Annotated in this window: 22 protein-coding genes; 11 read left to right on the forward strand and 11 right to left on the reverse strand. The window is 70.8% G+C overall.

The genetic code is table 11. From position 1 onward, the window contains the following. Nucleotides 1-5: 5 nt before the first annotated feature. Nucleotides 6-1,157, reverse strand: a complete 1,152-nt coding sequence (locus tag AC3ETA_RS19090) for an NADH-quinone oxidoreductase subunit D (protein ID WP_432194109.1) — start codon at nt 1,155-1,157, stop codon at nt 6-8. 31 nt (nt 1,158-1,188) lie between these two features. Here AC3ETA_RS19090 and AC3ETA_RS19095 point away from each other — a divergent pair, with 31 nt between their 5' ends. Then, a complete protein-coding gene (locus AC3ETA_RS19095; protein WP_432194110.1) occupies nt 1,189-1,707 on the forward strand; it encodes a PH domain-containing protein in 519 nt (172 codons plus the stop codon). Then, nucleotides 1,704-3,038 carry a PH domain-containing protein gene (locus tag AC3ETA_RS19100; RefSeq protein WP_432194111.1) on the forward strand — a complete coding sequence of 445 codons (1,335 nt, stop codon included), beginning with the start codon at nt 1,704-1,706 and terminating at the stop codon, nt 3,036-3,038. The genes AC3ETA_RS19095 and AC3ETA_RS19100 overlap by 4 nt, the downstream gene beginning before the upstream one ends. Before the next feature lie 384 nt (nt 3,039-3,422). On the opposite strand, the gene AC3ETA_RS19105 is transcribed toward AC3ETA_RS19100, so the two are convergent. Beyond that, entirely contained in the window at nt 3,423-5,066 is a 1,644-nt protein-coding gene (locus AC3ETA_RS19105; RefSeq protein WP_432194112.1) for a hypothetical protein, read from the reverse strand. A gap of 144 nt (nt 5,067-5,210) precedes the next feature. Then, entirely contained in the window at nt 5,211-6,329 is a 1,119-nt protein-coding gene (locus AC3ETA_RS19110; protein WP_432194113.1) for an alpha/beta hydrolase, read from the reverse strand. Nucleotides 6,330-6,587: 258 nt separating this feature from the next. On the opposite strand from AC3ETA_RS19110, the gene AC3ETA_RS19115 reads away from it, so the two are divergent. The 6 genes from AC3ETA_RS19115 (at nt 6,588) to AC3ETA_RS19140 (ending at nt 11,826) form a co-directional block, all read left to right on the forward strand. Beyond that, nucleotides 6,588-8,420, forward strand: coding sequence for a phosphatidylglycerol lysyltransferase domain-containing protein (locus AC3ETA_RS19115; RefSeq protein ID WP_432194114.1), 1,833 nt, complete (start codon nt 6,588-6,590; stop codon nt 8,418-8,420). A gap of 148 nt (nt 8,421-8,568) precedes the next feature. Next, entirely contained in the window at nt 8,569-9,468 is a 900-nt protein-coding gene (gene folP, locus AC3ETA_RS19120) for a dihydropteroate synthase (RefSeq protein ID WP_432194115.1), read from the forward strand. Beyond that, complete coding sequence (locus tag AC3ETA_RS19125; RefSeq protein WP_432194116.1) at nt 9,465-9,968, forward strand: nuclear transport factor 2 family protein; 504 nt, start codon at nt 9,465-9,467, stop codon at nt 9,966-9,968. Before folP ends, AC3ETA_RS19125 begins: the two co-directional genes overlap by 4 nt. A gap of 344 nt (nt 9,969-10,312) precedes the next feature. Further along, the gene (folB, locus tag AC3ETA_RS19130) at nt 10,313-10,672 is read left to right on the forward strand and encodes a dihydroneopterin aldolase (protein ID WP_432194117.1); all 360 of its coding nucleotides are present in this window, start codon (nt 10,313-10,315) and stop codon (nt 10,670-10,672) included. Next, complete coding sequence (folK, locus tag AC3ETA_RS19135; RefSeq protein WP_107904547.1) at nt 10,669-11,280, forward strand: 2-amino-4-hydroxy-6-hydroxymethyldihydropteridine diphosphokinase; 612 nt, start codon at nt 10,669-10,671, stop codon at nt 11,278-11,280. Before folB ends, folK begins: the two co-directional genes overlap by 4 nt. 57 nt (nt 11,281-11,337) lie before the next feature. Continuing rightward, on the forward strand, nt 11,338-11,826 hold the full coding sequence (locus AC3ETA_RS19140) for a DUF3180 domain-containing protein (protein ID WP_432194118.1): 489 nt from the start codon (nt 11,338-11,340) through the stop codon (nt 11,824-11,826). Nucleotides 11,827-12,005: 179 nt separating this feature from the next. On the opposite strand, the gene folE is transcribed toward AC3ETA_RS19140, so the two are convergent. The 6 genes from folE to dacB all read right to left on the reverse strand — a co-directional run bounded on the left by folE (nt 12,006) and on the right by dacB (nt 19,837). Continuing rightward, nucleotides 12,006-12,611 carry a GTP cyclohydrolase I FolE gene (gene folE, locus AC3ETA_RS19145; RefSeq protein ID WP_432194119.1) on the reverse strand — a complete coding sequence of 202 codons (606 nt, stop codon included), beginning with the start codon at nt 12,609-12,611 and terminating at the stop codon, nt 12,006-12,008. A gap of 140 nt (nt 12,612-12,751) precedes the next feature. Next, complete coding sequence (gene ftsH / locus AC3ETA_RS19150; RefSeq protein ID WP_380851000.1) at nt 12,752-14,791, reverse strand: ATP-dependent zinc metalloprotease FtsH; 2,040 nt, start codon at nt 14,789-14,791, stop codon at nt 12,752-12,754. 207 nt (nt 14,792-14,998) lie between these two features. Continuing rightward, on the reverse strand, nt 14,999-15,559 hold the full coding sequence (gene hpt / locus AC3ETA_RS19155; RefSeq protein ID WP_432194222.1) for a hypoxanthine phosphoribosyltransferase: 561 nt from the start codon (nt 15,557-15,559) through the stop codon (nt 14,999-15,001). A gap of 71 nt (nt 15,560-15,630) precedes the next feature. Continuing rightward, on the reverse strand, nt 15,631-16,797 hold the full coding sequence (gene tilS / locus AC3ETA_RS19160; RefSeq protein WP_432194120.1) for a tRNA lysidine(34) synthetase TilS: 1,167 nt from the start codon (nt 16,795-16,797) through the stop codon (nt 15,631-15,633). A 212-nt stretch (nt 16,798-17,009) separates the two neighbouring features. After that, nucleotides 17,010-18,149: a zinc-dependent metalloprotease gene (locus tag AC3ETA_RS19165; RefSeq protein ID WP_432194121.1), complete on the reverse strand. Its 1,140-nt coding sequence runs from the start codon at nt 18,147-18,149 to the stop codon at nt 17,010-17,012. A 71-nt stretch (nt 18,150-18,220) separates the two neighbouring features. After that, complete coding sequence (gene dacB, locus AC3ETA_RS19170; protein WP_432194122.1) at nt 18,221-19,837, reverse strand: D-alanyl-D-alanine carboxypeptidase/D-alanyl-D-alanine endopeptidase; 1,617 nt, start codon at nt 19,835-19,837, stop codon at nt 18,221-18,223. A gap of 94 nt (nt 19,838-19,931) precedes the next feature. Between dacB and AC3ETA_RS19175 the strand changes: the two genes are divergently transcribed. Both AC3ETA_RS19175 and AC3ETA_RS19180 read left to right on the forward strand, forming a co-directional pair. Next, complete coding sequence (locus tag AC3ETA_RS19175) at nt 19,932-20,423, forward strand: inorganic diphosphatase (RefSeq protein WP_015658794.1); 492 nt, start codon at nt 19,932-19,934, stop codon at nt 20,421-20,423. Nucleotides 20,424-20,597: 174 nt separating this feature from the next. Then, nucleotides 20,598-22,229 carry a threonine/serine exporter family protein gene (locus AC3ETA_RS19180; protein WP_432194123.1) on the forward strand — a complete coding sequence of 544 codons (1,632 nt, stop codon included), beginning with the start codon at nt 20,598-20,600 and terminating at the stop codon, nt 22,227-22,229. A gap of 29 nt (nt 22,230-22,258) precedes the next feature. Here the strand turns inward: AC3ETA_RS19180 and AC3ETA_RS19185 are convergent, their stop codons facing one another. Continuing rightward, complete coding sequence (locus tag AC3ETA_RS19185) at nt 22,259-23,215, reverse strand: DedA family protein (protein WP_432194124.1); 957 nt, start codon at nt 23,213-23,215, stop codon at nt 22,259-22,261. Between the two features lie 137 nt (nt 23,216-23,352). Here AC3ETA_RS19185 and AC3ETA_RS19190 point away from each other — a divergent pair, with 137 nt between their 5' ends. Then, complete coding sequence (locus AC3ETA_RS19190; protein WP_432194125.1) at nt 23,353-23,718, forward strand: YbjQ family protein; 366 nt, start codon at nt 23,353-23,355, stop codon at nt 23,716-23,718. Between the two features lie 17 nt (nt 23,719-23,735). On the opposite strand, the gene AC3ETA_RS19195 is transcribed toward AC3ETA_RS19190, so the two are convergent. Beyond that, the gene (locus tag AC3ETA_RS19195) at nt 23,736-24,497 is read right to left on the reverse strand and encodes a MerR family transcriptional regulator (RefSeq protein WP_432194126.1); all 762 of its coding nucleotides are present in this window, start codon (nt 24,495-24,497) and stop codon (nt 23,736-23,738) included. Nucleotides 24,498-24,524: the final 27 nt, after the last annotated feature.

Consider the following 24,524-nt stretch of genomic DNA (forward strand, 5'->3'; position numbering starts at 1 on the left):
GTCGCCTACTTGTCGATGTCTCCCACCACGAAGAACATCGACCCCAGGATCGCCACCATGTCCGCCACCAGCGTCCCCGGCAGCAGCTCGACCAGCGCCTGGATGTTGTTGTACGAGGCGGAGCGCAGCTTCAGCCGGTACGGGGTCTTCTCGCCCTTGCTGACGAGGTAGTAGCCGTTGATGCCGAGCGGATTCTCGGTCCACGCGTACGTGTGGCCCTCGGGCGCCTTCAGCACCTTGGGCAGCCGCTGGTTGATCGGCCCCGGCGCCAGCTCGGCGAGCCGGTCGAGGCAGGCGTCGGCGAGGTCGAGGGCGTTGTGGGTCTGCTCCAGCAGGCACTCGAAGCGGGCGAGGCAGTCGCCCTCCTGCCGGGTCACCACGCGCAGGACGTCCCCCAGCTCGCCGTAGGCGAGGTAGGGCTCGTCGCGGCGCAGGTCGAAGTCCACGCCCGCGGCGCGCGCGATCGGCCCGCTCACGCCGTAGGCGTGCACGATCTCCGGCGTGAGAGTGCCCACGCCCCGCGTGCGCCCCCGGAAGATCTCGTTGCCGAGGACCAGGTCGTCGAACCGGTCCATCCGGGAACGCACGTCGGCGACGGCGGTACGCGCGCGCGTGGTCCACCCCGCCGGCAGGTCCTCCTTCAGGCCGCCGACCCGGTTGAACATGTAGTGCATCCGCCCGCCGGAGACCTCCTCCATCACGTGCTGGAGCTCCTCGCGCTCCGTGAAGGCGTAGAAGATCGGCGTGATCCCGCCCAGTTCCAGCGGATACGACCCGAGGAACATCAGGTGGTTGAGCACCCGGTTGAGCTCGGCGAGCAGCGTCCGCGTCCACACGGCCCGCTCGGGCACCTCCATGCCGAGCATGCGCTCGACGGCGAGGACGACGCCCAGCTCGTTGGAGAACGCCGACAGCCAGTCGTGGCGGTTGGCGAGCATGATGATCTGGCGGTAGTCACGGGCCTCGAAGAGCTTCTCGGCGCCGCGGTGCATGTAGCCGATCACCGGCTCCGCGCTGATGATGCGCTCGCCGTCCAGCACGAGTTTCAGGCGCAGCACGCCGTGCGTGGAGGGGTGCTGGGGCCCGATGTTGAGCACCATGTCGGTGCTCTCCGCGGCGCCGCCGATACCGACCATGGTCTCCGTCGTAGGAGTCATGGACACAGTCTCTCCTACGTACGCTGGCCCCATGGAGACGGGGAGCCCACAGAACACGGGTACTGCGGGGAACGAGCGGGCGGGGGACGAGCCGGGGTGGACCGGCCTGCCGCCGGGCCTGCTGCGCATGCGCCGGCTGCTGCTGGTGGTGTGGCTGGGACTGCTGGCGATCGGCCTGGGACTGCTGCTCGGACTGCTGGCCGGGCCCGGCTGGGCGGCGTTCTCGGTGCTACCGCTCGCGCTGATGGCGTGGGGCTGGGTGATGCTGGGCCACAACTGGCGTTCCTGGCGCTACGCCGAGCGCGCCGACGACCTGCTGATCAGCCGGGGCGTGCTGTGGCGGGAGGAGACGGTCGTGCCGTACGGCCGTATGCAACTGGTCGAGGTCACCTCCGGCCCCGTGGAGCGGCACTTCGGGCTGGCCAGCGTGCAACTGCACACGGCGGCCGCCGCGACCGACGCCACCATCCCCGGCCTGGATCCGGCGGAGGCGGAACGGCTGCGCGACCGGCTCACCGAGCTCGGCGAGGCACGATCGGCGGGCCTGTGACGACGCCCGGCGTCGGCGGCGCCGTACGCGAGCGGCGGCCGGTGTCCGAGCGGCGCCTGCACCCCGTGACGCCGCTCAGGCGCGCGTGGGCGCCGGTGGCCGTGCTGATCGGCTGGGCGGTGCACGACCCGGACCAGGCGCAGCGCCAGCTCACCAGGCTGACCACGACCACGCTGCTGATCGCACTCGCCGTGCTGCTTCCGGCGGCCGCCCTGTACGGCTTCCTCACCTGGTGGTACACGCACTTCGCGGTGACCGACGCGGAGTTGCGCATCCGCACCGGTCTGCTGTTCCGGCGCACCGCGCACATCCGGCTGGAACGCATCCAGGCGATCGACGTCACCCAGCCGCTCCTCGCGCGCGTGGCGGGCGTCGCGAAGCTGAAGCTGGACGTCATAGGCGCCGACAAGAAGGACGAACTCGCCTTCCTGGGCGCGGAGGAGGCGCGCGCCCTGCGTGCGGAACTCCTCGCGCGCGCCGCCGGTTTCGCCCCCGAGACGGCGCACGAGGTCGGTGAGGCGCCGGCCCAGCAACTCCTGCGGGTCCCGCCCGCCGTCCTCGCCACCTCCCTCGTCCTCACCGGCGCGACCTGGGCGACGCTGGTTGCCGCGCTGGTCGTACCGACGATCCTGTGGCTGGTCACCGAGAGCGCGTGGACGGTCCTGGCAACCGCGATTCCCCTGGTCGGCGCGGCGGGGGCGAGCAGCGTGGGGCGGTTCGTGACCGAGTACGACTGGACGGTGGGCGAGTCGCAGGACGGGCTGCGCATCGACCACGGCCTCCTCGACCGCGCCCACGAGACGGTGCCGCCGGGCCGTGTGCAGACGGTACGGATCGTCGAGCCGCTGCTGTGGCGACGACGCGGCTGGGTGCGGGTGGAACTGGACGTGGCCGGCTCCGCCAACTCGCTCCTGCTCCCGGTGGCACCGCGCGAGGTGGCCGAGTCGGTCGTCGCGCGCGTGCTGCCCGGGGTGACGGTCCCGAGCCGCGCGTCCCTGTCCCGTCCGCCACGTCGCGCGGCCAGGTGCGTGCCGCTGTGGTGGCGCGGCTACGGTCTCGCCGTCACGGACGCGGTGTTCGCCGCCCGCACGGGCCTGCTCCGCCGCAGCCTCGCCCTGGTACCGCACGCCAAGGTCCAGAGCGTCCGACTGGCCCAGGGGCCCTGGGAGCGCCTGTGGGGCGTCGCCGACGTCCACGTGGACACGGGGGCCAACAAGACGGTCACCGCCCGCCTGAGGGACGCCGAGGAGGCGTCGGAGCTGCTCCGGGGCCAGGCGGAGCGATCCCGAACGGGGCGGAGAGATGCCCGGCCGGATCGGTGGATGGCGTGAGCGGTCCCCGGGGGGCCTGAGCGGTCCCGGGGGGCCTGAGCGGTCCCGGGAGGTGGCGTGAGCCCGTCCCAGGGGCGCCTCAGCGGCTCCGGGAGGCGGCCTGAGCGGCTCCGGGGGCGCGGCCTGAACGGTCCGGGGAGGTGGCGTGAGCCCGCCCCGGAAGGCCGGAGCGGCCCCGGAAGGTAGCGCGAGCCCGTCCCGGGAGGTGGCCTGAGCCATGACTGAGAGGTGGCGTGAGCCGTCCCCGAGGGGTGGCCTGAGCCATGACTGAGAGGTGGCGTGAGCCGTCCTGAGCGGTGGCGTGAGCCCCCTGGAGAGGGCCCGAGCCGTCCCCGTCACGGAAGGTGGCGGCGGCCTCGCGAGCGAGCCGTCGCCCCTCCTGCGTCAGGAGACCGCGCTCCGCAGCCCCTGTACGTCAATCTGCTCGGTCTCGTCGTGCGCCGTCAGGTCGATGACCTGGCCGATGCCCCGGGACTCCTCGTCGGCCGGCTTGAACTCGGCCTCGGACTCGGCCTTGTGCAGGGCGAGGGCCTCCTGGCCGACGACGTCGGCGAGGTCCTCGTTCTGCACGGACTCCAGCGCGGACGGCTCCGTGCCCTGCTTCGTGCCGAAGAAGTCGAACCCGCCCTCGACCGCCGGACGCCGTACGGGCGCGGCCGGCGCGACGGCCACCGCGGTCGGCTCGATGAAGTGCCCCGCGGGGCGCCGGGCGGCGGGCAGCGCCGGCCGGGTCGTGGCGAGGGCGCCTGCCGGGGTGACGGCGGCCGCGTGCTCGTGCCCGTCGACCGCCCCGGACTTCCCCTGTGGGTCGTCCTCCAGCACGGGCTCCGTCTCGGAGGCACCGGCCCCCTCAACCCCGGCGTCACCCGAGGCGTCCTTCAACGGCCTGCCGCCGGACGGGCCGTCGCCCTTCGGGGGGTCGTTCTTCGGGGACTCGTCCTTGGAGGGCTCCTTGACGGACTTCTTGACGGACTTCGCCTTCACGGGCTCGTCCTCGACCGACCGGTCCGCGCCCGACTCGTCCTGCGAAGCCTCGCCCAGGGGCGATGCGTCCACGGACGACTGCGACTCGCCCTCGGCGGACGTCTCCTCGGACGTCTCCTCGGACGTCTCCTCGGACGTCCCCTCGGAGGTGTCCTCGGACGTCCCCTCGGAGGTGTCCTCGGACCTCCCCCCGGGCAAGTCCTCGTCGGCCGCCTCGCCCTTCGCCTCGCCGTCCTCCGCCGCCCCGCCGTCCTTGTCCAAACGCGCCAGCGCCGCCTTGGCCCGCAGGAACAGCCGCGAACCCTCCGGCGAGAAGACCTTCGCGTCCACCGGCGCCTCTTCGGCAGCCTCCGCGCCCGCTGCGTCCTCGCCGTCCTCGACCGCCTCGGCAGCCTCGTCGTCCGCCACGCACTCCACGCCGTCCACGCCGTCCACGCCGTCCGCACCGTCCGCACCGTCCGCCTCGGCCGGGGCAGCCACAGCCCCCGCCTCCTCGGCGGTCCCGGCGAACTCGGCAGCGGCGTCGTCGGCGGCCTCTCCCCCGTCGTCACCCGGCTCCGGTACCGGCGGCAGCGCACGCGCGGGCGCGGCGGCCTCTATCTCCAGAACCCGGCGCTCCTCCAGGACGGTCGCGCGCTCGGTCTCCGACGTGGCGTACCGCCGCAGCAGCGAGGCGTGCTCGTTGCGCAGCCCGGCGAGCTCGGCCCGCTTGCCGCGCAGCCGCTGCTCGAGCTTCACGCGCAGCTCGCGCGACTCCTCGAGGTCGGCCTCCAGTTCGGCGACCCGCTCCTCGTGCCGCCACTCGTCGCTGGCACGCGCGCGCGTGAGGTCGGCGACCTGCTTGCCCGCGTGCGTGTCCCAGCGGCGCAGGACGACCGCACCCACGACCGCCGTCGCCGCGGCGGCCGCGGCGAAGCCGCGCAACGCCATGGTTTCGGAGAACACCCAGGGGGCGAGCGCACAGACGACGGACACGCCCGCGATGGCCGACGGGGGCAGCATCCTGTGCAAGGGCGGGGAATGGCGGTGACGTCCACGTGGCATGGCCAGAAACTTACCGCGCGTAGGCGAATCTTGGCGCCCCGCCCCGTAAAAAGACAGCCATCCCGAGTCGTTCACTTGGCACCAGGATTCAGTTCCGTCACCTAATTGACCACGAACCAAGATCAAAAAGCCGGATCGGCCACCTCACCTGCCGTCCAGCCGTCCGCTCATCCACTCCAAGGTCCCCGGAATCTCCCGCCGCCAGGTGTTGAAGTTGTGCCCTCCGCTTTCGAGGACGATCGACGAGATCCGGGTCAGCCCGGTCGCCTTCACGCGCTCAATGAACTTCAGCGTGTCCTTGTAGTTGGATTCTCCAACTTTGCTGCTGCTGACGAGCAGGGAAGTGTCCGGAGCCGGCATGTGGTCAAGACACCACCACAGGTTCGCGCGATTGCGCAGTTCCTCGTCGCCGTGGAAGAGATCGCCGGTCGTGGCGTCGACCGGCGCCTTGTAGTAGGCGGAGAGTCCCGCACCGGCGGCGTACACGCGCGGATGGTGCATGGCGAGCTTGAGCGCGCAGTAGCCGCCGGTGGAGTCGCCGATGACGCCCCAACTGCCCGGATTCCCGCCGACCCTGTAGTGGCCGCTCACCGCCTCGGGCAGATCGGACGCAAAGAACGTCTCGGTCCGCGGGCCCCCGGGGACGTCCACGCATTCGGTGTCGCGAGGCGGCGCCACGGTGGGCCGCATCATCACCAGGATCATCGGCTCCGTACGGCCTTCCTCGACCAGCCGGGCGGCCGTGCGCGGGTAGTCGAGTTTGTCCACCAGCGCCTGGGCCGTACCCGGATAGCCGGTGAGGACCAGGGCCGCGGGGAACGTACGCGTCCGGTATTCCGGCTGAAAGTATTCGGGCGGCAGATAGACATACGCGGGCGTAGCGATGCGTGTCGTACGGCCCACGATGTCGACCTTCTCGATCCGGCCGCCGCGCTGCGGACCGGCACTCCTCGCCCCCGGCACCCGCTGCGTCGCGGCGACCCGCAGCGCCCCGCCCGCCGGCACGTGGTCCACTACGACGCCCTGGTCCTTCTCCTGCCCGAACAGGTCGGCCCAGCTCGCGTAGAACCCGAAGGCCTGGTTGGCGAGGAGGCCGACCGACGCGAAGAGCGCCAACTGCGTGGCCAGCAGCAGCCCGACGCGCCCGGCGACGGCCCGCGCGCCCCGCCGCGCCAGCCGTGGCCACAGCCACACCGTGCCGACGAACAGCCCTACGGCCGCGAGCACCGTCAGCGCCGACACCTTGTCGCTCGTGAGACCCATCGATGGTTACCTGCCCGCGCTTTCCGCCCGGACCACGAGCGCGGACACCTGCCCCGCGCGTCGCCTCCCCCGCACCTTCGCAAGGGCTTGCCCCGGACTTTCCTTGGCCTTTGAAACGGTTTTGGGGAGCCGAGTGAACCTCTCCCCTCAAGACACCGTCCTAGAGGGCGCAATGTCGCCGGATGCCCGAATCGGCACCGGATCCAAGGTCTCTCGCAGAACTAATGGGATGCGATGTCTGTCAGGACAGATGTGGAAATGTCGGGCAAGGTTCCTCAACGATCTCCCCAGGTGGGGCATCTGTCGAGCCGCGTGCGGAACGTGCTGCGCGGCCCGCGCCCCGAGGCCGTTCCCGTCCTCCTCGGCAGGGCCTGCGCCCTGGTCGGCCTGCTGGACGTCGCCGCCGGTGTCTTCCCGCGCTTCCGGCACAGCCGTATGCACGCCATCGCCGAGGTGCTGCCGGGCGCGACGGGCCCGTTCGCGGCCGCCCTCTCGCTCGGCGCCGGCGTGCTGTTGCTGCTGCTCGCGCACGGCCTCAAGCGCGGCAAGCGCAGGGCCTGGCGCGCCGCCGTCGTCCTGCTGCCGGCCGGAGCGGTGGCGCAGTTCACCTACCGCCACTCCGTCATCGGCGTCCTGATCTCCCTCGCGCTGCTCGCGCCCCTGCTGCGCCACCGCGACCAGTTCGCGGCCCTGCCCGACCCGCGCAGCCGCTGGCGCGCACTCGCCAACTTCGTCCTCATGGGCGCCGGTTCGCTCGCCCTCGGGCTCGTCATCGTCAGCGCCCACCCGAAGACCCTCGTCGGCGACCCGAGCCTGGCGGACCGCATCACCCACGTCCTGTACGGCCTGTTCGGCTTCGAGGGCCCGGTCGACTACCAGGGCACCACCTCCTGGACGGTCGCCTTCTCCCTCGGCGCCCTCGGCCTGCTCACCGCGATCACCACCATCTACCTGGCCTTCCGCCCCGAGCACCCGGCCGCCGCCCTCACCGAGGACGACGAGGCCCGGCTGCGCGCCCTGCTCGCCAGGCACGGCGGCCGCGACTCCCTCGGCCACTTCGCACTGCGCCGCGACAAGGCCGTCATCTTCTCCCCCAGCGGCAAGGCCGCGGTCACCTACCGCGTCGTCTCCGGCGTGATGCTCGCCAGCGGCGACCCCATCGGCGACGTCGAGGCCTGGCCCGGCGCCATCGAACGCTTCATGGACGAGGCCAAGGCCCACTCCTGGACCCCCGCCGTCATGGGCTGCTCCGAGACCGGCGCCGAGGTCTGGACCCGCGAGACCGGGCTCGACGCCCTCGAACTGGGCGACGAGGCGGTGGTGGACGTCCCGGATTTCTCGCTCACCGGCCGCGCGATGCGCAATGTGCGTCAGATGGTCAAGCGCATCGAGCGCGCCGGTTACGAGACCCGGGTACGCCGTGTCCGTGACCTCGGCGAGACCGAGCTGGAGCGGATCCGCCAGGCCGCCGAGGACTGGCGCGGCACCGACACCGAGCGCGGTTTCTCCATGGCGCTCGGCCGCGTCGGCGACCCGTCCGACGGGGACTGCCTGATCGCCACCGCCCACAAGGCGGACGACGAGCCGGGCCCCTACGGCGACCTGAAGGCGATCCTGCACTTCGTGCCCTGGGGCACCGACGGCGTCTCCCTGGACCTGATGCGCCGCGACCGCGCGGCCGACCCCGGCATGAACGAACTGCTGATCGTGGCCGCCCTCCAGGCCGCCCCGAGGTTCGACATCGCGCGCGTGTCCCTCAACTTCGCCATGTTCCGCTCGGCCCTGGCACGCGGCGAGAAGATCGGCGCGGGACCGGTGCTGCGCGCCTGGCGGGGACTGCTGGTCTTCCTCTCCCGCTGGTTCCAGATCGAGTCGCTGTACAAGTTCAACGCGAAGTTCCAGCCCCGCTGGGAGCCCCGCTTCGTGGTCTATCGCGCCTCGGCCGACCTGCCCCGCCTCGGTCTCGCCGCCATGCAGGCGGAAGGCTTCGTGAACATGGCCCTGCCGCTGCCCCGCTTCCTGCGCCGCCGCACGGCCGCCCCGCGCCCGTGCGCGCACCGGGTGGCGGAGCGGGACGTCCGAGCGGCCTAGCGGCAGCGCCGCCAAGGGGCGCGGGGCTGTGTTCGACATGCGGCTCCGCCGCGTGGGCGCGACCAGCCACAACGGCCCTGCACCCGCCCACAGCCCTGTCCCACCCCGACCTGTCCCGGCCTCCCGGCGGAGCGCATACGCTGAACGTATGAGCAAGCACAGCGGACGCGGGCACGTCGCGGGCCTCCCCCGGTGGGACCGGTGCGCGGTCATGGGAGTCGTCAACGTGACCCCGGACTCCTTCTCCGACGGCGGCCGCTGGTTCGACACGACGTCCGCCGTCAAGCACGGCCTCGCCCTCGTCGAGGAGGGCGCCGACCTGGTCGACGTCGGCGGCGAGTCCACCCGCCCCGGCGCCACCCGCGTGGACGAGGCCGAGGAACTGCGCCGCGTCATCCCCGTCGTCCGCGGCCTCGCCGCCGAGGGCGTCACGATCTCCGTCGACACCGTGCGCGCCTCCGTCGCCGAGCAGGCCCTCGCCGCCGGCGCCGCCCTCGTCAACGACGTCAGCGGCGGCCTCGCCGACCCCGCGATGATCCCGGTCGTCGCCGACGCCGGCGCCCCCTTCGTCGTCATGCACTGGCGGGGCTTCCTCGCCGGCGGGAACGTCAAGGGCGTGTACGCCGACGTCGTCGCCGAGGTCGTCGAGGAGCTCCACGCACGCGTGGAGGCCGTCCTGGAGGGCGGTATCGCCCCCGACCGCATCGTCGTCGACCCCGGCCTCGGCTTCTCCAAGGACGCCGAGCACGACCTCGTGCTCCTCGCCCACCTCCACCGGCTGCTCACCCTCGGCCACCCCCTCCTCGTCGCCGCCTCCCGCAAGCGGTTCCTCGGCCGCGTACTCGCCGGCCCGCAGGGCGAGCCGCCGCCCGCCCGAGAGCGCGACGCCGCCACGGCCGCCGTCTCGGCGCTCGCGGCCCAGGCCGGCGCATGGGCCGTACGCGTGCACGAAGTACGCGCCACGGCGGACGCGGTGCGGGTCACCCGCGCCATCGAAGAGGCGCGCGACGCCGGAACCGCGCCCGGCGGCCCTGAAGGAGCCCGGTGAGCGCCCCCCACACCGACGTCGAACAGGTGGAGGCGGCCAACACCGCCTTCTACGAGGCCGTGGAGAGCGGCGACTTCGAGCAGCTGTCCAAGCTCTGGCTCAGCCCGACCGACCTCGGCATCGACGAGACGTACCACGACCCGGCCGACGCCGGCGTGATCTCCTGCGTGCACCCCGGCTGGCCGGTGCTCACCGGACGCGGCGAGGTCCTCAGGTCGTACGCGCTGATCATGGCGAACACCGACTACATCCAGTTCTTCCTGACCGACGTGCACGTCTCCGTCACCGGCGACACCGCCCTGGTGACCTGCACCGAGAACATCCTCAGCGGCGGCCCCGCACCCGACGCGGGCGAAGAGCTCGGCCCGCTCGTCGGCCAGCTGGTGGTCGCCACGAACGTGTTCCGGCGCACGGCCGAGGGCTGGAAGATGTGGTCGCACCACGCCTCGCCGGTTCTGGCCGAGAACGACGAGGACGAAAACGACGACACCCCCGCCTGAGTGGGTAGGCGCCGTACAGGACCGGCAGGACCCACCAGGGTCCCGCAGGGGGGGACGACCGCGGTGACGCCCCCTGCCCGCACGACCACCCGCAAGGGGACCCTCGGGCCCTTCCGGGACCAAGAAGTGGTTGGAATCACGTGTGTGCGGGTAGGGGCGGCTACCAACCCGTGAGCCGCCGGATTCCCCAGGGGAAACACACGGTGAATCCTGCCGGCACCGGACCGGGCCCACGCCCCCTGGCCCGGCCCTGTCAGTGCCCGCAGGTAGATTCGTTCGAGGCCGGTGTGCCGCCCGCACACGGCACCGACCGGCCCTCACCGACGATTGCAGGAGTGATTCGCGTGGATCGTGTCGCGCTGCGCGGCCTGAAGGCCCGCGGGTACCACGGCGTGTTCCCCGAGGAACGCGCGCAGGGCCAGGTCTTCGTCGTGGACCTCGTCCTGGGCCTCGACACCCGGCCCGCCGCCGCGGACGACGACCTGGCGAAGACCGTGCACTACGGCATCGTGGCGGAGGAGGTCGTGGCCGTCGTCGAGGGCGACCCGGTCAATCTCATCGAGACCCTCGCCGAACGCATCGCCCAGGCCTGTCTGAAGCACGAAGGGGTCCACGAGGTCGAGGTCACCGTCCACAAACCGGACGCGCCGATCACGGTCCCCTTCGACGACGTGACCGTCACCATCACCCGGAGCCGAGTATGACTGCACCCTTCATCAAGGGCCCCAGCGACCCGACCGTACAGCCGGTACCCGCCTCCGTCGTCGAGCAGGTCGACGCCGCCGACACCACCCTCAGCAACCCGAAACGGGCCGTGATCTCCCTCGGCTCCAACCTCGGCAACCGCCTGGAGACCCTCCAGGGCGCCATCGACGCGCTGGAGGACACCCCCGGCGTCCGCATCAAGGGCGTCTCCCCCGTCTACGAGACCGAACCCTGGGGCGTCGAGCCGGGCAGCCAGCCCTCCTACTTCAACGCCGTCGTGGTCCTCAAGACCACGCTCCCCCCGTCCTCCCTGCTGGAGCGCGCGCACGCGGTCGAGGAGGCCTTCCACCGGGTCCGCGACGAACGCTGGGGCGCACGCACCCTCGACGTCGACATCGTCTCCTACGCCGACGTCGTCTCCGACGACCCGCACCTCACGCTCCCCCACCCCCGCGCCCACGAACGGGCGTTCGTCCTCGCCCCCTGGCACGACCTCGAACCCGAGGCCCAGTTGCCCGGCCGCGGCGCGGTCGCCGAACTGCTCGGCACCGTCACCCTGGACGGCGTGGCGCCGCGCGTGGACCTGGAACTCCAGCTGCCCGAGTAGTCGTTAAGGTCAAGACGACCACCATCCGCGGGCACCCGGGGGAGCTGAAGGAACACCGTGAGAGAGCTGCGCATCAGGCTGCTGGCCGGCGTGTTCATCATCGCCGGAGTCCTGTCCTGGGCGGGTGCCCGCCTGTGGAACGCCGTCGGGACCCTGCCCAGCGTCCCCCTGGCCGCCCCCATCGTCCTCGCCCTGATCGCCGTGGTCCTCCTGTCCACGGCGATCTCGATCCGCGCCCGCCTCAAGGCCCAGCGCGAACGTCAACCCGAGGCCAAGGGCGTCGATCCCCTGATGGCCGCCCGCGCGGTCGTCTTCGGCCAGGCCAGCGCCCTGGTAGCCGCCCTCGTCGCCGGCATGTACGGCGGCACGGGCGTCTTCCTCCTGGAGTACCTCGACATCCCCGCCCGCCGCGACCAGGCCATCTACGCCGGCTTCTCCGTCCTGGCCGGCCTCGGCGTCATAGCGGCAGCCGTCTTCCTGGAACGAGTCTGCAAACTCCCGGAGGACGACGAACACAACGGCGCGGGGGCTACGCCCACGACGTAGGGCCCTCGGCTCACCAGGGCTGGCGGGCGAGGTGACCGTTCACGAGAAAGCCCGGGTAGGGGGCGAGACGGTAGCTGTAGAGAGTGAACGGCTTCGTGCTTCCGGCGCCGCGAAGCCGTACCTCGCGCACTTCCGCCCAAGCCGATTCAACGAGCTGCAACTGATGCCGCTCGGGCTTGCTAGCGCGCCAGTATCAGGCTCATTGCCTCGGCGCGGGTCGTAGCGTCCCGAAGCTGGCCCCGCACCGCGGACGTCGTGGTCTTGGCACCGGGCTTACGAATCCCCCGCACCGACATGCACATGTGCTCGGCCTCGACCACGACGATCACGCCCCGAGCCTCAAGGATCTTCATGAGGGAATCGGCAACCTGCGTGGTGAGTCGTTCCTGCACCTGGAGTCGACGGGCGAACACCTCGACCAGCCGCGCGAGCTTCGACAAGCCGGTGATTTTGCCGCTTTCAGCCGGAATGTACCCAATGTGGGCTACGCCATGGAATGGCAACATGTGATGTTCACACAAAGATACGATCTCGATGTCCTTCACCAGGACCATCTCGTCGTGCCCAATGTCGAACGTGGTCGTCAGAACGTCCTCGGGCTGCTGCGCATGTCCCGCCAAAAGCTCCCGATACGCCCGCGCCACCCGCGCCGGCGTCTCCCTGAGGCCCTCGCGGTCCGGGTCCTCGCCGACCGCGATCAGCAGTTCGCGTACGGCGTTCTCGGCGCGCTTCTCGTCGAACTCGCCGATGCGGCCCTCGCCGTCCAGCGTCACGGGGTCGGTCATGTGGTGCCTCGTTCCTTCGCGGGTGGCGCGTGTGGGTCACGCGTCTGAACTGCGGGCATACGGAAATGCCGCGCCCCCCAGGCTAGAACCAGGGGGGCGCGGCATCCATTCCGGGCCCGGTGCGCTCACCGGGCGGGGCGTCAGCTCTCGGGACGCTCCTCGGGAGCCGGCTCCGTCGCCGGGGCGGGCTCCGTCACCGTCGACTTGGCGGTGCTGATCGCCGGGGTCGCGCCGTTGGCGCCGTTCGTCAGGGCGAGCTCCTTGGGGGAGAGCACCGGCGGACGGGTGGACGGCGTGCGGCGGGAGGACCCGGTCCAGGCGGGCCGCGGGGGACGCTTGACGATGGGGGCGAAGATCTCGGCGATCTCCTCCTTGCCCAGCGTCTCCTTCTCCAGCAGCTGGAGCACCAGGTTGTCGAGGACGTCGCGGTTCTCGACCAGGATCTCCCAGGCCTCGTTGTGCGCGTTCTCGATGAGCTTCTTTACTTCCTCGTCCACGAGCGCGGCGACCTCTTCCGAGTAGTCGCGCTGGTGAGCCATTTCACGTCCGAGGAAGGGCTCGGTGTTGTCGCCGCCGAACTTGATCGCGCCGAGACGCTCGGTCATGCCGTACTGCGTGACCATCGCGCGTGCGGTGGTCGTGGCCTTCTCGATGTCGTTGGCGGCACCGGTGGTCGGGTCGTGGAAGACGAGCTCCTCGGCCGCGCGGCCGCCCAGCATGTAGGCCAGCTGGTCCAGCATCTCGTTGCGGGTCGTGGAGTACTTGTCCTCGTCCGGCAGGACCATGGTGTAGCCGAGCGCGCGGCCTCTCGACAGGATCGTGATCTTGTGGACCGGGTCGGAGTTCGGGGAGGCCGCCGCGACCAGGGCGTGTCCGCCCTCGTGGTACGCGGTGATCTTCTTCTCCTTGTCCGACATGATCCGGGTCCGCTTCTGCGGGCCCGCCACGACGCGGTCGATGGCCTCGTCCAGCATCTGGTTGTCGACGAGCTTCTTGTCCGAGCGGGCGGTGAGCAGCGCGGCCTCGTTGAGGACGTTGCTCAGGTCCGCGCCGGTGAAGCCCGGCGTGCGGCGGGCGACCGCCGACAGGTCGACGTCCGGGGCGACCGGCTTGCCCTTCTGGTGGACCTTGAGGATCTCCAGACGGCCCTGCATGTCCGGGCGGTCGACCGCGATCTGGCGGTCGAAGCGGCCGGGGCGCAGGAGGGCGGGGTCGAGGATGTCGGGCCGGTTCGTCGCGGCGATGAGGATCACGCCGCCCTTGACGTCGAAGCCGTCCATCTCGACGAGCAGCTGGTTGAGGGTCTGCTCGCGCTCGTCGTGACCGCCGCCGAGCCCGGCGCCGCGGTGGCGGCCGACCGCGTCGATCTCGTCGACGAAGACGATCGCCGGGGCGTTCGCCTTGGCCTGCTCGAACAGGTCACGGACTCGGGAGGCACCGACACCGACGAACATCTCGACGAAGTCGGAACCGGAGATCGAGTAGAAGGGGACGCCCGCCTCACCGGCGACGGCGCGCGCGAGGAGCGTCTTGCCGGTTCCGGGAGGCCCGTAGAGCAGTACGCCCTTGGGGATCTTGGCGCCGACGGCCTGGAACTTGGCCGGCTCCTGGAGGAATTCCTTGATCTCTTGGAGTTCCTCGACGGCCTCGTCCGAGCCGGCGACGTCCGAGAACGTCGTCTTGGGGGTGTCCTTGGTGATGAGCTTCGCCTTGGACTTCCCGAAGTTCATGACTCGGGAGCCGCCGCCCTGCATCTGATTCATCAGGAACAGGAAGACGACGACGATGAGGACGAAGGGGAGCAGGGAGAGCAGGATCCCGACGAACGGGTTCTGCTTGGACGGCGAGACCGTGTAGCCGTCCGGGATCTGCTTGTCCTGGTACTTGTTCTGCAGCGTGCTGGCGATGGTCACGCCCTGGTCGCCGATGTAGCTCGCCTGGATCTTGGTGGCGCCCTCGACCTTTTCGCCGTCCTTGAGCTGGACCTTGATGGTGTTCTCGTCACCAGTGGTCAGCTTGGCCGACTCGACCTTGTTGTCATTGATCGCCTGGACGACCTGGCCGGTGTCCACCGTCTTGTAGCCGCCGGACGAGCCGACGACCTGCATCAACACGACCACGGCAAGGACGGCCAGCACGATCCACATGACCGGCCCACGGAAGTATCGCTTCACGTCCATCCATACGGAGCGGTGCCGCCCCGTCCCTCCTGCCATAGTGAGTTTGATAAGACAGTTCTTCTGACGGTACCCCAGCTTCGTCGCGCGAAGCCGCACGGGACGGCTGGCAAGCCCGTCTGCATGCTCCAACGGCGCGAGGCCCGCCGGGGTTCCCGATCTTCCTACGGTGCTTGGGCCCTTCGGGTCCGCGGTCGCGGACCGTGGGGCTCAGCCGCCGTAGACGTGGGGCGCGAGCGTACCGACGAACGGGAGGTTGCGGTACTTCTCGGCGTAGTCGAGGCCGTAGCCCACGACGAACTCGTTGGGGATGTCGAAGCCGACCCATTCGACGTCGATGGAGACCTTCGCGGCGTCCGGCTTGCGCAGCAGGGTGCAGATCTTCAGGGACTCGGGCTCGCGCGAGCCGAGGTTGTTGATCAGCCAGGACAGGGTCAGGCCGGAGTCGATGATGTCCTCGACGATCAGGACGTGCCGGCCCTTGATGTCGGTGTCGAGGTCCTTGAGGATCCGCACGACACCGGAGGACTGGGTGCCGGCGCCGTAGGACGACACCGCCATCCAGTCCATGGTGACGGGGGTGGACAGCGCCCGGGCGAGGTCGGCCATGACCATCACCGCGCCCTTGAGGACACCGACGATGAGCAGGTCCTTGCCTTCGTACTCCGCGTCGATCTTCGCTGCCAGCTCTGCCAGCTTGGCGTCGATCTCTTCCTTGGTGATGAGTACCTGCTGGAGGTCGGCACCCATGTCTTTCGCGTCCACCCGCATCACTTTCGGTCGGTCGTCCCGCATTCTCGGCTCACCGGCCCCTCCGTGGTCTGCTGTGGAGGGGTCGGGAATCAGCCTTGCCGAATCACCAGTCTGCCACCCTGCCGCTGGGCGACGACCTTGCCGGGGAGGTTGATGGCTCCCTGGCCGCGCCAGCCGGTGATCAGACGGTCGACTTCCTCGATGTGGCGGGCGAACAGCGAACCGGCGGGCGCCCCGGCTTCGATGGCTGCGCGGCGCAGGATCCGGCGGCGTACGGCGGGCGGCAGCGCGTACAGCTTGGCGCACTCCAGGAGGCCGGTCGCGTCGCGTACGCCGGCCTCGGCCTGGCTGGCCCAGGCGTCGAGGGCGTCGGCGTCGTCGCGGGAGAGCTGGGCGGTGCGGGCGAGAGCCTCCACGACACCTTTGCCGAGCGCCTTCTCCAGGGCAGGCAGGCCCTCTTGGCGCAGGCGGGACCTGGTGTACGCGGGGTCGGAGTTGTGGGGGTCGTCCCAGACCGGCAGGGCCTGGACCATGCAGGCCTTGCGGGCGGTCTGCCGGTCGAGTCCGAGGAAGGGGCGACGGTAACGGCCGCCGGCCCCCGAGACCGCGGCCATTCCGGACAGGGAGCGGATGCCGGAGCCGCGGGCGAGGCCGAGGAGGACGGTCTCGGCCTGGTCGTCGCGGGTGTGGCCGAGGAGGACGGCGAAAGCGCCGTGGCGTACGGCCGCGTCGTCGAGGGCGGCGTAGCGGGCGTCGCGGGCCGCTGCCTCGGGTCCGCCGGTGCGGCCGACGGTCACGGCGAGGGACTCGGCCGGGTCGAGGCCGAGTTGGCGCAGGCGCAGGACGACTTCTTCGGCGCGCAGGTCGGAGCCGGGCTGGAGGCCGTGGTCGACGGTGATGCCGCCGGCGCGGATGCCGAGTTTGGGGGCTTCGAACGCGAGGGCGGAGGCGAGGGCCATGGAGTCGGCGCCACCGGAGCATGCCACGAGCACGAGCGGGGAGGGGGGCCGCTCGTGCGGGGCAGCGCGCGGGGGCTCCTGGGGGCTCTGGCCGGGGAGCTCGTACGACGTTTCGAGTGCGGTGCTCCCGGCGGCTCGCTGCGTGCCGGGGGACGGCGCGTGCGAGGTCTTGAGGGAGGCCGCGCGCGGGTTGCCGGGCGCGGGCACGTCGTGGATGCGGCTGTGTTCGGTGAGGATGTCGTGGAGGACGCGGCGGACCGCCAGGCGTATCGCCGCGACCGCAGGATGGGGACCCATGTCCGGTTCCCTTCATGAAGTTGTCGGGGGGTGAGCCCGAAGCTCGGTCACTCAGAGTGTGTAGATGGTGACAGAACCGGGCCGTTCCCCGAGCATTGCACGCCTACCCATGGCTCACGGTCCCTCGGACGGGTGATTGCAGGGGCGTTCACCTGCCGTCGGCCGGATTCGGTTCACGACCTTCGTATGAGATGCACGACTCGGCGCGTGTTTCACGACTCCGCCTTGCGGTGCACCCGCGCGATCCAGTCCGCCGGTTTGGCGATCTCCGCCTTGGTGGGGAGGGTGTTCGGGGATGTCCACACGCGGTTGAAACCGTCCATGCCGACCTGTTCCACGACGGCGCGCACGAAGCGTTCGCCGTCGCGGTACTGACGCAACTTGGCGTCCAGGCCGAGCAGTTTGCGCAGGGTCATGTCCAGCCGGGACGCCCCCTTGGCGCGGCGTTGCTGGAATTTCTCGCGGATCTCGGCGACGGACGGCACCACGGCGGGGCCGACTCCGTCCATCACGAAGTCGGCGTGGCCTTCGAGGAGGGACATCACGGCGGTGAGACGGCCGAGGATCTCTCGCTGGGCCGGCGTCTGCACCAGTTCGACGAAAGAACGTCCGCCGTCGTCCTCCTCCGTCTCGGGCCTGCCGCCGGAGAGGGACTGAACGGCTTCGCGGATGCGCTCCAGGACGGTCATGGGGTCGACGTCGGTCTCCCCCAAGAACGACTGGATTTCGCCCTCCAGGTGGTCCCGCAGCCAGGGCACCGCGCTGAACTGGGTGCGGTGGGTCTCCTCGTGCAGGCACACCCACAGGCGGAAGTCGTGTGGCTGTACGTCGAGTTCGCGCTCCACGTGCACGATGTTCGGGGCGACGAGGAGGAGGCGGCCGCCGCCGCTGGGTGAGCCAGGAGGGCCGCCCGCCGGGAGGTCACGGGTGGCGGGGGCGAAGGTCTCGTACTGGCCGAGGACGCGGGAGGCGAGGAAGGACAGCAGCATGCCGAGTTCGACGCCGGTGACCTTGCCGCCGACCGCGCCGAGGACGGCGCCGCCGGGACTGGTGGTGCGTCGTTCCTGCATCTTGTCGAGGAGGGGCTTGAGGATCTCCCGGAAGCCTGCGACGTTCGCCCGGACCCAGCCGGGGCGGTCGACGACGAGGACCGGGGTGTCGTGGATGTCGTCCGCGCCCATACGAGTGAAGCCCCGGACGTGTTCCTCCGAGGCCTTGGCATGCCGGCGCAGCTCGGCGACGACGGCGCGGGCCTCGTCGCGGCTCACCTCCGGGCCCGGCCTCACGAACCGGGTCGCGGTCGCCACCGCGAGATTCCAGTCGACCATCTCGGCACCACCGATGCTCGTCATGTGTCAACCGTACGTGAGCGGTCCCGCTTGGGGCAGGCCGTGATGCGTGGCGGAAGCGGGGGCCGGTGAGGTCAGCGGCAGCCGCAGGACGCCAGTGCGGTGGCCGTCCTGTCCAGTGCCGACCGGGCGGCGTACGGATTGTCGCCGGTCGACAGGAACGCGAAGGCGAGGAGGCGGCCGTCCTGGTCGACGACCGTGCCGGCCAGGGAGTTCACGCCGTGCAGCGTGCCTGTCTTCGCGCGGACGACGCCGGCCGCGCCGTCGCTGTAGCGGGTGCTGAGGGTGCCGGTGAAGCCGGCCACGGGGAGGCCGGTGAGGACGGGGCGGAGTTCGGGGCGGGTCGGGTCTGCCGCCTTGGCGAGCAGTGCCGTGAGCAGGTCCGCCGTCAGTCTGTCGGCGCGGTCGAGGCCGCTGCCGTCCTTGATGTCGGCGCCCGCGACGGGCAGGCCGAGCTTCTTCAGGCGGTCCCTGATCGCCTTGCCCGCGCCGTCGAAGTCGGCGCGGGCGCCGCTCGCGACGGCGGTCTGGCGGGCGAGGGCCTCGGCGATGTCGTTGTCGCTGTTGGTGAGCATGCGCTCGACCACGGAGGACAGCGGCGGTGAGGAGACCTCGGCGAGCGGTTCGGCGCGGTCGGTCGCCTTCGAGGGGCCGGGCGCGCTGGTCTTGATGCCGTGGTCGGCGAGGAGGTCCGCGAACCGGGCGGCCGCGTCCTTCGCGGGGTCCTCGACCCGCCTCACCGGGCCGCTGGTGGAGTCGTCGGTGCGGGCCTCGTCGACCATGAGGGCGCTGACCAGGGCGAGGTTGGGGTTGTTCCCGATGGGGTGCAGTTCGGAGCCGTCGTAGAGCGTCTTGTCGTACGAAAGGGTGACCTGGCGTACGTCCCGCTTCTTCAGTGCGCGGGCGGTGCGGTCCGCGAGTTCGCGCAGGCTCGCCCAGCCCTCGGCCTCCTTGCGGGCGGTGAGTGTGGGGTCGCCGCCGCCGACGAGGACCAGTTCCCCGGTGTCGGGTTCCAGGGCGGTGCGGGTGGTGAGGCGGTGGTCGGGGCCGAGCGCGTCGAGGGCGGCGACAGCGGTGGCGATCTTGGTGGTGGAGGCGGGGGTGAGGGCCTTGCCGGAGTCGTCGCCGTAGAGGCGTTCGCCGCTGGCGACGTCGACGATCGCCACGGATCTGCTGCCGAGCGCCGGGTCGGCCAGGAGCGGGCCGACGAGTCCGGCGACGGCCTTGCCGTTCGGGACCGATCCGGCGGTGCCGGCGCCGCCGCCGAGGCCGGTCAGGACGGAGGCGGCGCTGGGCGCGGGGCGGGGGCCTGCGGCCGCCGTGCCGGAGGAGTCGGACGTATCGGCATGAGGACCGTGATCTGTGCCACCCGTGCGTTCCTGGGCGGCCGCCCAGTCCCGCTCGGCCGTACGCTGACCGGTGGAGTCCCAGGGGCCGGCGGCGGTCACCACTCCGGCGGCCAGCGCCAGTCCGGCGGTGGCGGCGCCCGCGGTGTACTGCCAGGTCTTCGGCCCGGTGATGCGTGCGGCCTGCGGCAGGGCGGCTCGGGTGAGCCGCGCGATCCGCGGTCCCGCGGCCGTCGCGGCGCGCGCGAGTCGTGGCCGGACGGCCTCCGCGGCTCGTGCCAGACGGGGTCGCACGGCGCCCGCGACCCGCGTCACATGCGGTTTCGCGGCTCGCCAAGGTCTCATCTCCGGCACGACCACCAGCCCCTTTCGCGATCACACACCTGCGTGAGGGACACTTAACCACCAGAACTATGTGTTGATCATGGAGGAGCCACCGGTGGAGTTCGACGTCACGATCGAGATTCCGAAGGGTTCGCGGAACAAGTACGAGGTGGACCACGAGACCGGTCGGATCCGCCTGGACCGTCGCCTCTTCACCTCGACCGCCTACCCGACCGACTACGGCTTCGTCGAGAACACCCTCGGCGAGGACGGTGACCCGCTGGACGCGCTGGTCATCCTGGACGAGCCGACGTTCCCGGGCTGCCTCATCAAGTGCCGTGCGATCGGCATGTTCCGCATGACGGACGAGGCCGGCGGCGACGACAAGCTGCTGTGCGTGCCGGCGACGGACCCGCGCCAGGAGCACCTTCGTGACATCCACCACGTCTCGGAGTTCGACCGCCTGGAGATCCAGCACTTCTTCGAGGTCTACAAGGACCTGGAGCCCGGCAAGTCCGTCGAGGGTGCCGACTGGGTGGGCCGTACCGAGGCCGAGGCCGAGATCGAGCGTTCCTACAAGCGCTTCAAGGACCAGGGCGGCCACTGAGGCTGATCCTCGGCTTCTGGCCGTGTGAACGGGCTGTACGCGTGCGCGTGCAGCCCGTTCGCCCGTCACCCGACCGCCACCCCTCAACGAGGCGCTACACGCCACCCCCTCTGATGAATTGTCTGTGCGCATACTGAGGGCGGCAGGAGGTGTCGTACGAGGAGTGCTGCGCACGTGACGGAAGCGGAGGACCGCAAACCGCAGTCGGACGAGGCGAGGATGGCTTTCACGCCGCCGGCCGGTATCGAGGTGGCGGACAGCGAGTCGGAGACCACCTCCGAGTTCGCCCTTCCCACGGGGCTGGAGGTACTGCAGTCGCCGTCCTCGGAACCGGAGGGCTCGGCGTTCACCACCCCGGGCAGGTACAGCATCGAGGACGCCTCGCCGGCGTTCACGCCCGCCACCGGCATCCCGCGGATAAGCCTGACGAAGGACCTGCCCTGGCAGGACCGGATGCGCACGATGCTGCGCATGCCGGTGGCCGAGCGGCCCGCGCCGGAGCGGATGCCGAAGGCGGAGGAGGAGGGTCCGGCCGTCCCGCGCGTGCTCGACCTGACCCTGCGTATCGGTGAGCTGCTGCTGGCGGGCGGTGAGGGCGCGGAGGACGTGGAGGCCGCGATGTTCGCGGTGTGCCGGTCCTACGGGCTGGACCGCTGCGAGCCGAACGTCACCTTCACGCTGCTGTCGATCTCGTACCAGCCGTCGCTGGTGGACGATCCGGTGTCGGCGTCGCGCACGGTGCGGCGGCGCGGCACGGACTACACGCGTCTGGCGGCCGTGTACCGGCTCGTCGACGACCTCAGTGATCCGGAGAGCCACATCTCCCTGGAGGAGGCCTACGGGCGGCTCGCGGAGATCCGCCGCAACCGGCACCCGTATCCGACCTGGGTGCTGACCGCGGCGAGCGGGCTGCTCGCCGGGGCGGCCTCGGTGCTGGTCGGCGGCGGTCTGCTCGTGTTCGTCGCGGCCGCCGTCGGGGCGATGCTCGGCGACCGGCTGGCGTGGCTGTGCGCGGGGCGCGGGCTGCCGGAGTTCTACCAGTTCACGGTGGCGGCGATGCCGCCGGCGGCGATAGGGGTCGCGCTGACGCTGACGCACGTCGACGTGAAGGCGTCCGCGGTCATCACCGGTGGGCTGTTCGCGCTGCTGCCCGGGCGGGCCCTGGTCGCGGGTGTGCAGGACGGCCTGACCGGCTTCTACATCACCGCGTCCGCGCGCCTGCTGGAGGTCATGTACTTCTTCGTCGGCATCGTGGTCGGCGTGCTGGTGATCCTGTACTTCGGGGTGAACCTGGGCGCCAAGCTGGACCCGGACGCTGCGCTGAACATCTCCCCGCGGCCGTACTGGCAGATCGCCGCGTCGATGCTGCTGTCGCTGACCTTCGCGGTGCTGCTTCAGCAGGAACGATCCACCGTGCTCGCGGTGACCCTCAACGGCGGTGTCGCCTGGGTCGTGTACGGCGCCATGCACTACGCCGGCGGGTTCTCGCCGGTTGCCGCGACAGCCGTCGCCGCGGGGCTGGTGGGGTTGTTCGGGCAGCTGATGGCCCGCTACCGGTTCGCGTCGGCGCTGCCGTACACCACCGCGGCGATCGGCCCCCTGCTGCCGGGTTCCGCGACGTACTTCGGGCTGTTGTCGATCGCGCAGAACAACGTCGACAAGGGGCTGGTGTCGCTGGCCACGGCCGCCTCGCTCGCCATGGCCATCGCCATCGGGGTCAATCTGGGGTCCGAGATCTCGCGGCTGTTCCTGCGGATCGGGTCCCCGGAGAAGCGACGAGCCGCCAAGCGCACCCGAGGGTTCTGAGCGCCTGGCAGCTCGGTCGCGGTGGTGTCTCAGTAACCCTGGTCCGGCGGGTACTGCTGGTTCTGCTGTCCGCCGTAGGGCTGCTGCCGGCCGTAACCCTGGGGGTACTGCTGGGCGTACGGCTGCTGGGGCTGGTTGCCGTAGTACCGCTCGTCGTGGCCGTACTGCCCGCCGCCCTGGTTGCCGTAGTGCTGCTGGTCCTGGTTTCCGTACGACTGGTCCTGGTTGCCGTACGGCTGGTCCAGGTTGCCGTAGGGCTGCTGGGGCCGGCCGTCGGAGGGGATGCGGCGCAGCTGGGTCGTCGCGTCGTCCATCTGCTGGTGCTGCTGCTGAGGCTGCACGGCGGCGGGACCCTCGGCCGCGGCGCGCTTCTTCTTGGCGCGCTCGCGCAGGAACTCGATGATGATCGGGACCACCGAGACGAAGACGATCAGGATGAGGATCGCCTCGACGTTCGTCTTGATGAACGTGATCTGGCCGAGCCAGTAGCCCGCGAGCGTGACGCCGGTGCCCCAGGCGATACCGCCGATGACGTTGTACGTGAGGAACGTGGCGTATCTCATGCGGCCGGCGCCCGCCACGATGGGGGCGAAGGTGCGCACGATCGGTACGAAGCGGGCCAGCACGATCGCCTTGGGTCCGTACTTCTCCATGAACTCGTGGGCCTTCTCCAGGTTCTCCTGTTTGAAGAGCTTGGAGTTGGGCCGGCTGAAGAGCTTCGGGCCGAAGAACTTGCCGATCGTGTAGCCGACCTGGTCGCCGATGACGGCTGCCAGGACGATGAGCGTGCAGACCAGCCACAGCGGCTGGCTGATGTAGTTCCCCTCGGCCACGAACAGGCCCGCTGTGAACAGCAGGGAGTCCCCGGGCAGGAACGCGAAGAGACCGGACTCGGCGAAGACGATCAGCAGGATGCCGGGGAGGCTGAAGGTCTCGATCAGATAGTCCGGGCTGAGCCACTCGGGGCCGAGCGCAAGCGTGGTCACGGGATTGTGGCTCCTGCGGGGAAGGGGCGGGCGGGCTGTGACTGGCGGGTCAAAAATATCAACGCTGCGCCGGTCGCCCAGGTTCCATGGACCCGTTCAGGATGCACTGTGCGCCCGCTGGGACAAAGCTGTGAGCCATGGGCATCGAAGAGTACGGCGGCGGGCAGGGGCCCCGCCCTGACGTTCTGGTGGTGACCACGAACGACATTCCCGGCCACCGCGTCACGGAGGTCATCGGTGAGGTCTTCGGACTGACCGTGCGCTCCCGGCACGTCGGCAGCCAGATCGGCGCCGGGCTGAAGTCGCTGGTCGGAGGTGAGCTCAAGGGGCTCACCAAGACACTCGTGGAGACCCGTAACCAGGCCATGGAGCGGCTCGTCGAGCAGGCACGCGCGCGTGGCGCCAACGGTGTGCTGGCGTTCCGCTTCGACGTGGCCGAGGCGGCCGACGTGGGCACCGAGGTGTGCGCCTACGGGACCGCGGTGGTCCTGGCCCGGGAGTAGAGACCCGGGCCAGGACGTCAGGAGGAGTGCCGGGCCGCGTTCGCGAGGATCGCGGCCCGCAGGTGCTCGGCGAGGCCGGGACGCATGGTGTCGTAGAACGCCTTGAAGCGTTCGTCGGCGACGTACATCTCGGCGAGGCACTGGTGCATCTCGTAGCCGCACTCGTAGTACCAGCCGCTGATGTGCCGGCGGTGTTCCTCGGCCAGGTCCATGGCGCCCTCGCCGGTGGGCGGTTCGCCGGCGGCCATCAGGGCGACGTAGCGCTCGCTCCACTCGTTCGCCTCCGCCTGCAGCCGTTTCCAGTCCTCCTTGGTGTAGCTCGCGGCGCGGCGCTGTGACTCGGCGTACGACTCCGTGCCGCCCCAGCGCCGTTCCGCCTCCTCGGCGTACTGCTCCGGGTCCTTGTCGCCGAAGACCTCGAAGCGCTCTTCCGGCGTCAGATTGATTCCCATCGTGCGTGCCTCCATGGCGTGCTCCACGGCCTCCGCCATCTTGCGCAGCTTCTCGATCCGGGCGGTCAGCAGCTCGTGCTGCCGGCGCAGGTGTTCGCGCGGGTCCGCGGCCGGGTCGTCGAGCAGGGCGGCGACCTCTTCGAGCGGGAAGCCGAGCTCTCGGTAGAACAGGATCTGCTGAAGCCGGTCGAGGTCGGCGTCGTTGTAGCGCCGGTGGCCCGCGTGGCTGCGTTCGCCGGGTACGAGCAGGCCGATGTCGTCGTAGTGGTGCAGGGTGCGCACCGTGACGCCGGCGAAGCCCGCGACCTGTCCCACGGAGTAGCTCACTTCCGCTCCCTTCTCGGTTCGCGCTCC

It is taken from the genome of Streptomyces sp. bgisy027 (assembly GCF_057710365.1).

What these genes read in the sequence shown, in the direction of transcription:
- AC3ETA_RS19090 (WP_432194109.1), bottom strand. Translation starts at nt 1,157, where the DNA reads ATGACTCCTACGACGGAGACCATGGTCGGTATCGGCGGCGCCGCGGAG.
- AC3ETA_RS19095 (WP_432194110.1), top strand. Translation starts at nt 1,189, where the DNA reads ATGGAGACGGGGAGCCCACAGAACACGGGTACTGCGGGGAACGAGCGG.
- AC3ETA_RS19105 (WP_432194112.1), bottom strand. Translation starts at nt 5,066, where the DNA reads ATGCCACGTGGACGTCACCGCCATTCCCCGCCCTTGCACAGGATGCTG.
- AC3ETA_RS19110 (WP_432194113.1), bottom strand. Translation starts at nt 6,329, where the DNA reads ATGGGTCTCACGAGCGACAAGGTGTCGGCGCTGACGGTGCTCGCGGCC.
- AC3ETA_RS19115 (WP_432194114.1), top strand. Translation starts at nt 6,588, where the DNA reads ATGTCGGGCAAGGTTCCTCAACGATCTCCCCAGGTGGGGCATCTGTCG.
- folP (WP_432194115.1), top strand. Translation starts at nt 8,569, where the DNA reads ATGAGCAAGCACAGCGGACGCGGGCACGTCGCGGGCCTCCCCCGGTGG.
- folK (WP_107904547.1), top strand. Translation starts at nt 10,669, where the DNA reads ATGACTGCACCCTTCATCAAGGGCCCCAGCGACCCGACCGTACAGCCG.
- folE (WP_432194119.1), bottom strand. Translation starts at nt 12,611, where the DNA reads ATGACCGACCCCGTGACGCTGGACGGCGAGGGCCGCATCGGCGAGTTC.
- ftsH (WP_380851000.1), bottom strand. Translation starts at nt 14,791, where the DNA reads ATGGACGTGAAGCGATACTTCCGTGGGCCGGTCATGTGGATCGTGCTG.
- hpt (WP_432194222.1), bottom strand. Translation starts at nt 15,559, where the DNA reads ATGCGGGTGGACGCGAAAGACATGGGTGCCGACCTCCAGCAGGTACTC.
- tilS (WP_432194120.1), bottom strand. Translation starts at nt 16,797, where the DNA reads ATGGGTCCCCATCCTGCGGTCGCGGCGATACGCCTGGCGGTCCGCCGC.
- AC3ETA_RS19165 (WP_432194121.1), bottom strand. Translation starts at nt 18,149, where the DNA reads ATGACGAGCATCGGTGGTGCCGAGATGGTCGACTGGAATCTCGCGGTG.
- dacB (WP_432194122.1), bottom strand. Translation starts at nt 19,837, where the DNA reads ATGAGACCTTGGCGAGCCGCGAAACCGCATGTGACGCGGGTCGCGGGC.
- AC3ETA_RS19190 (WP_432194125.1), top strand. Translation starts at nt 23,353, where the DNA reads ATGGGCATCGAAGAGTACGGCGGCGGGCAGGGGCCCCGCCCTGACGTT.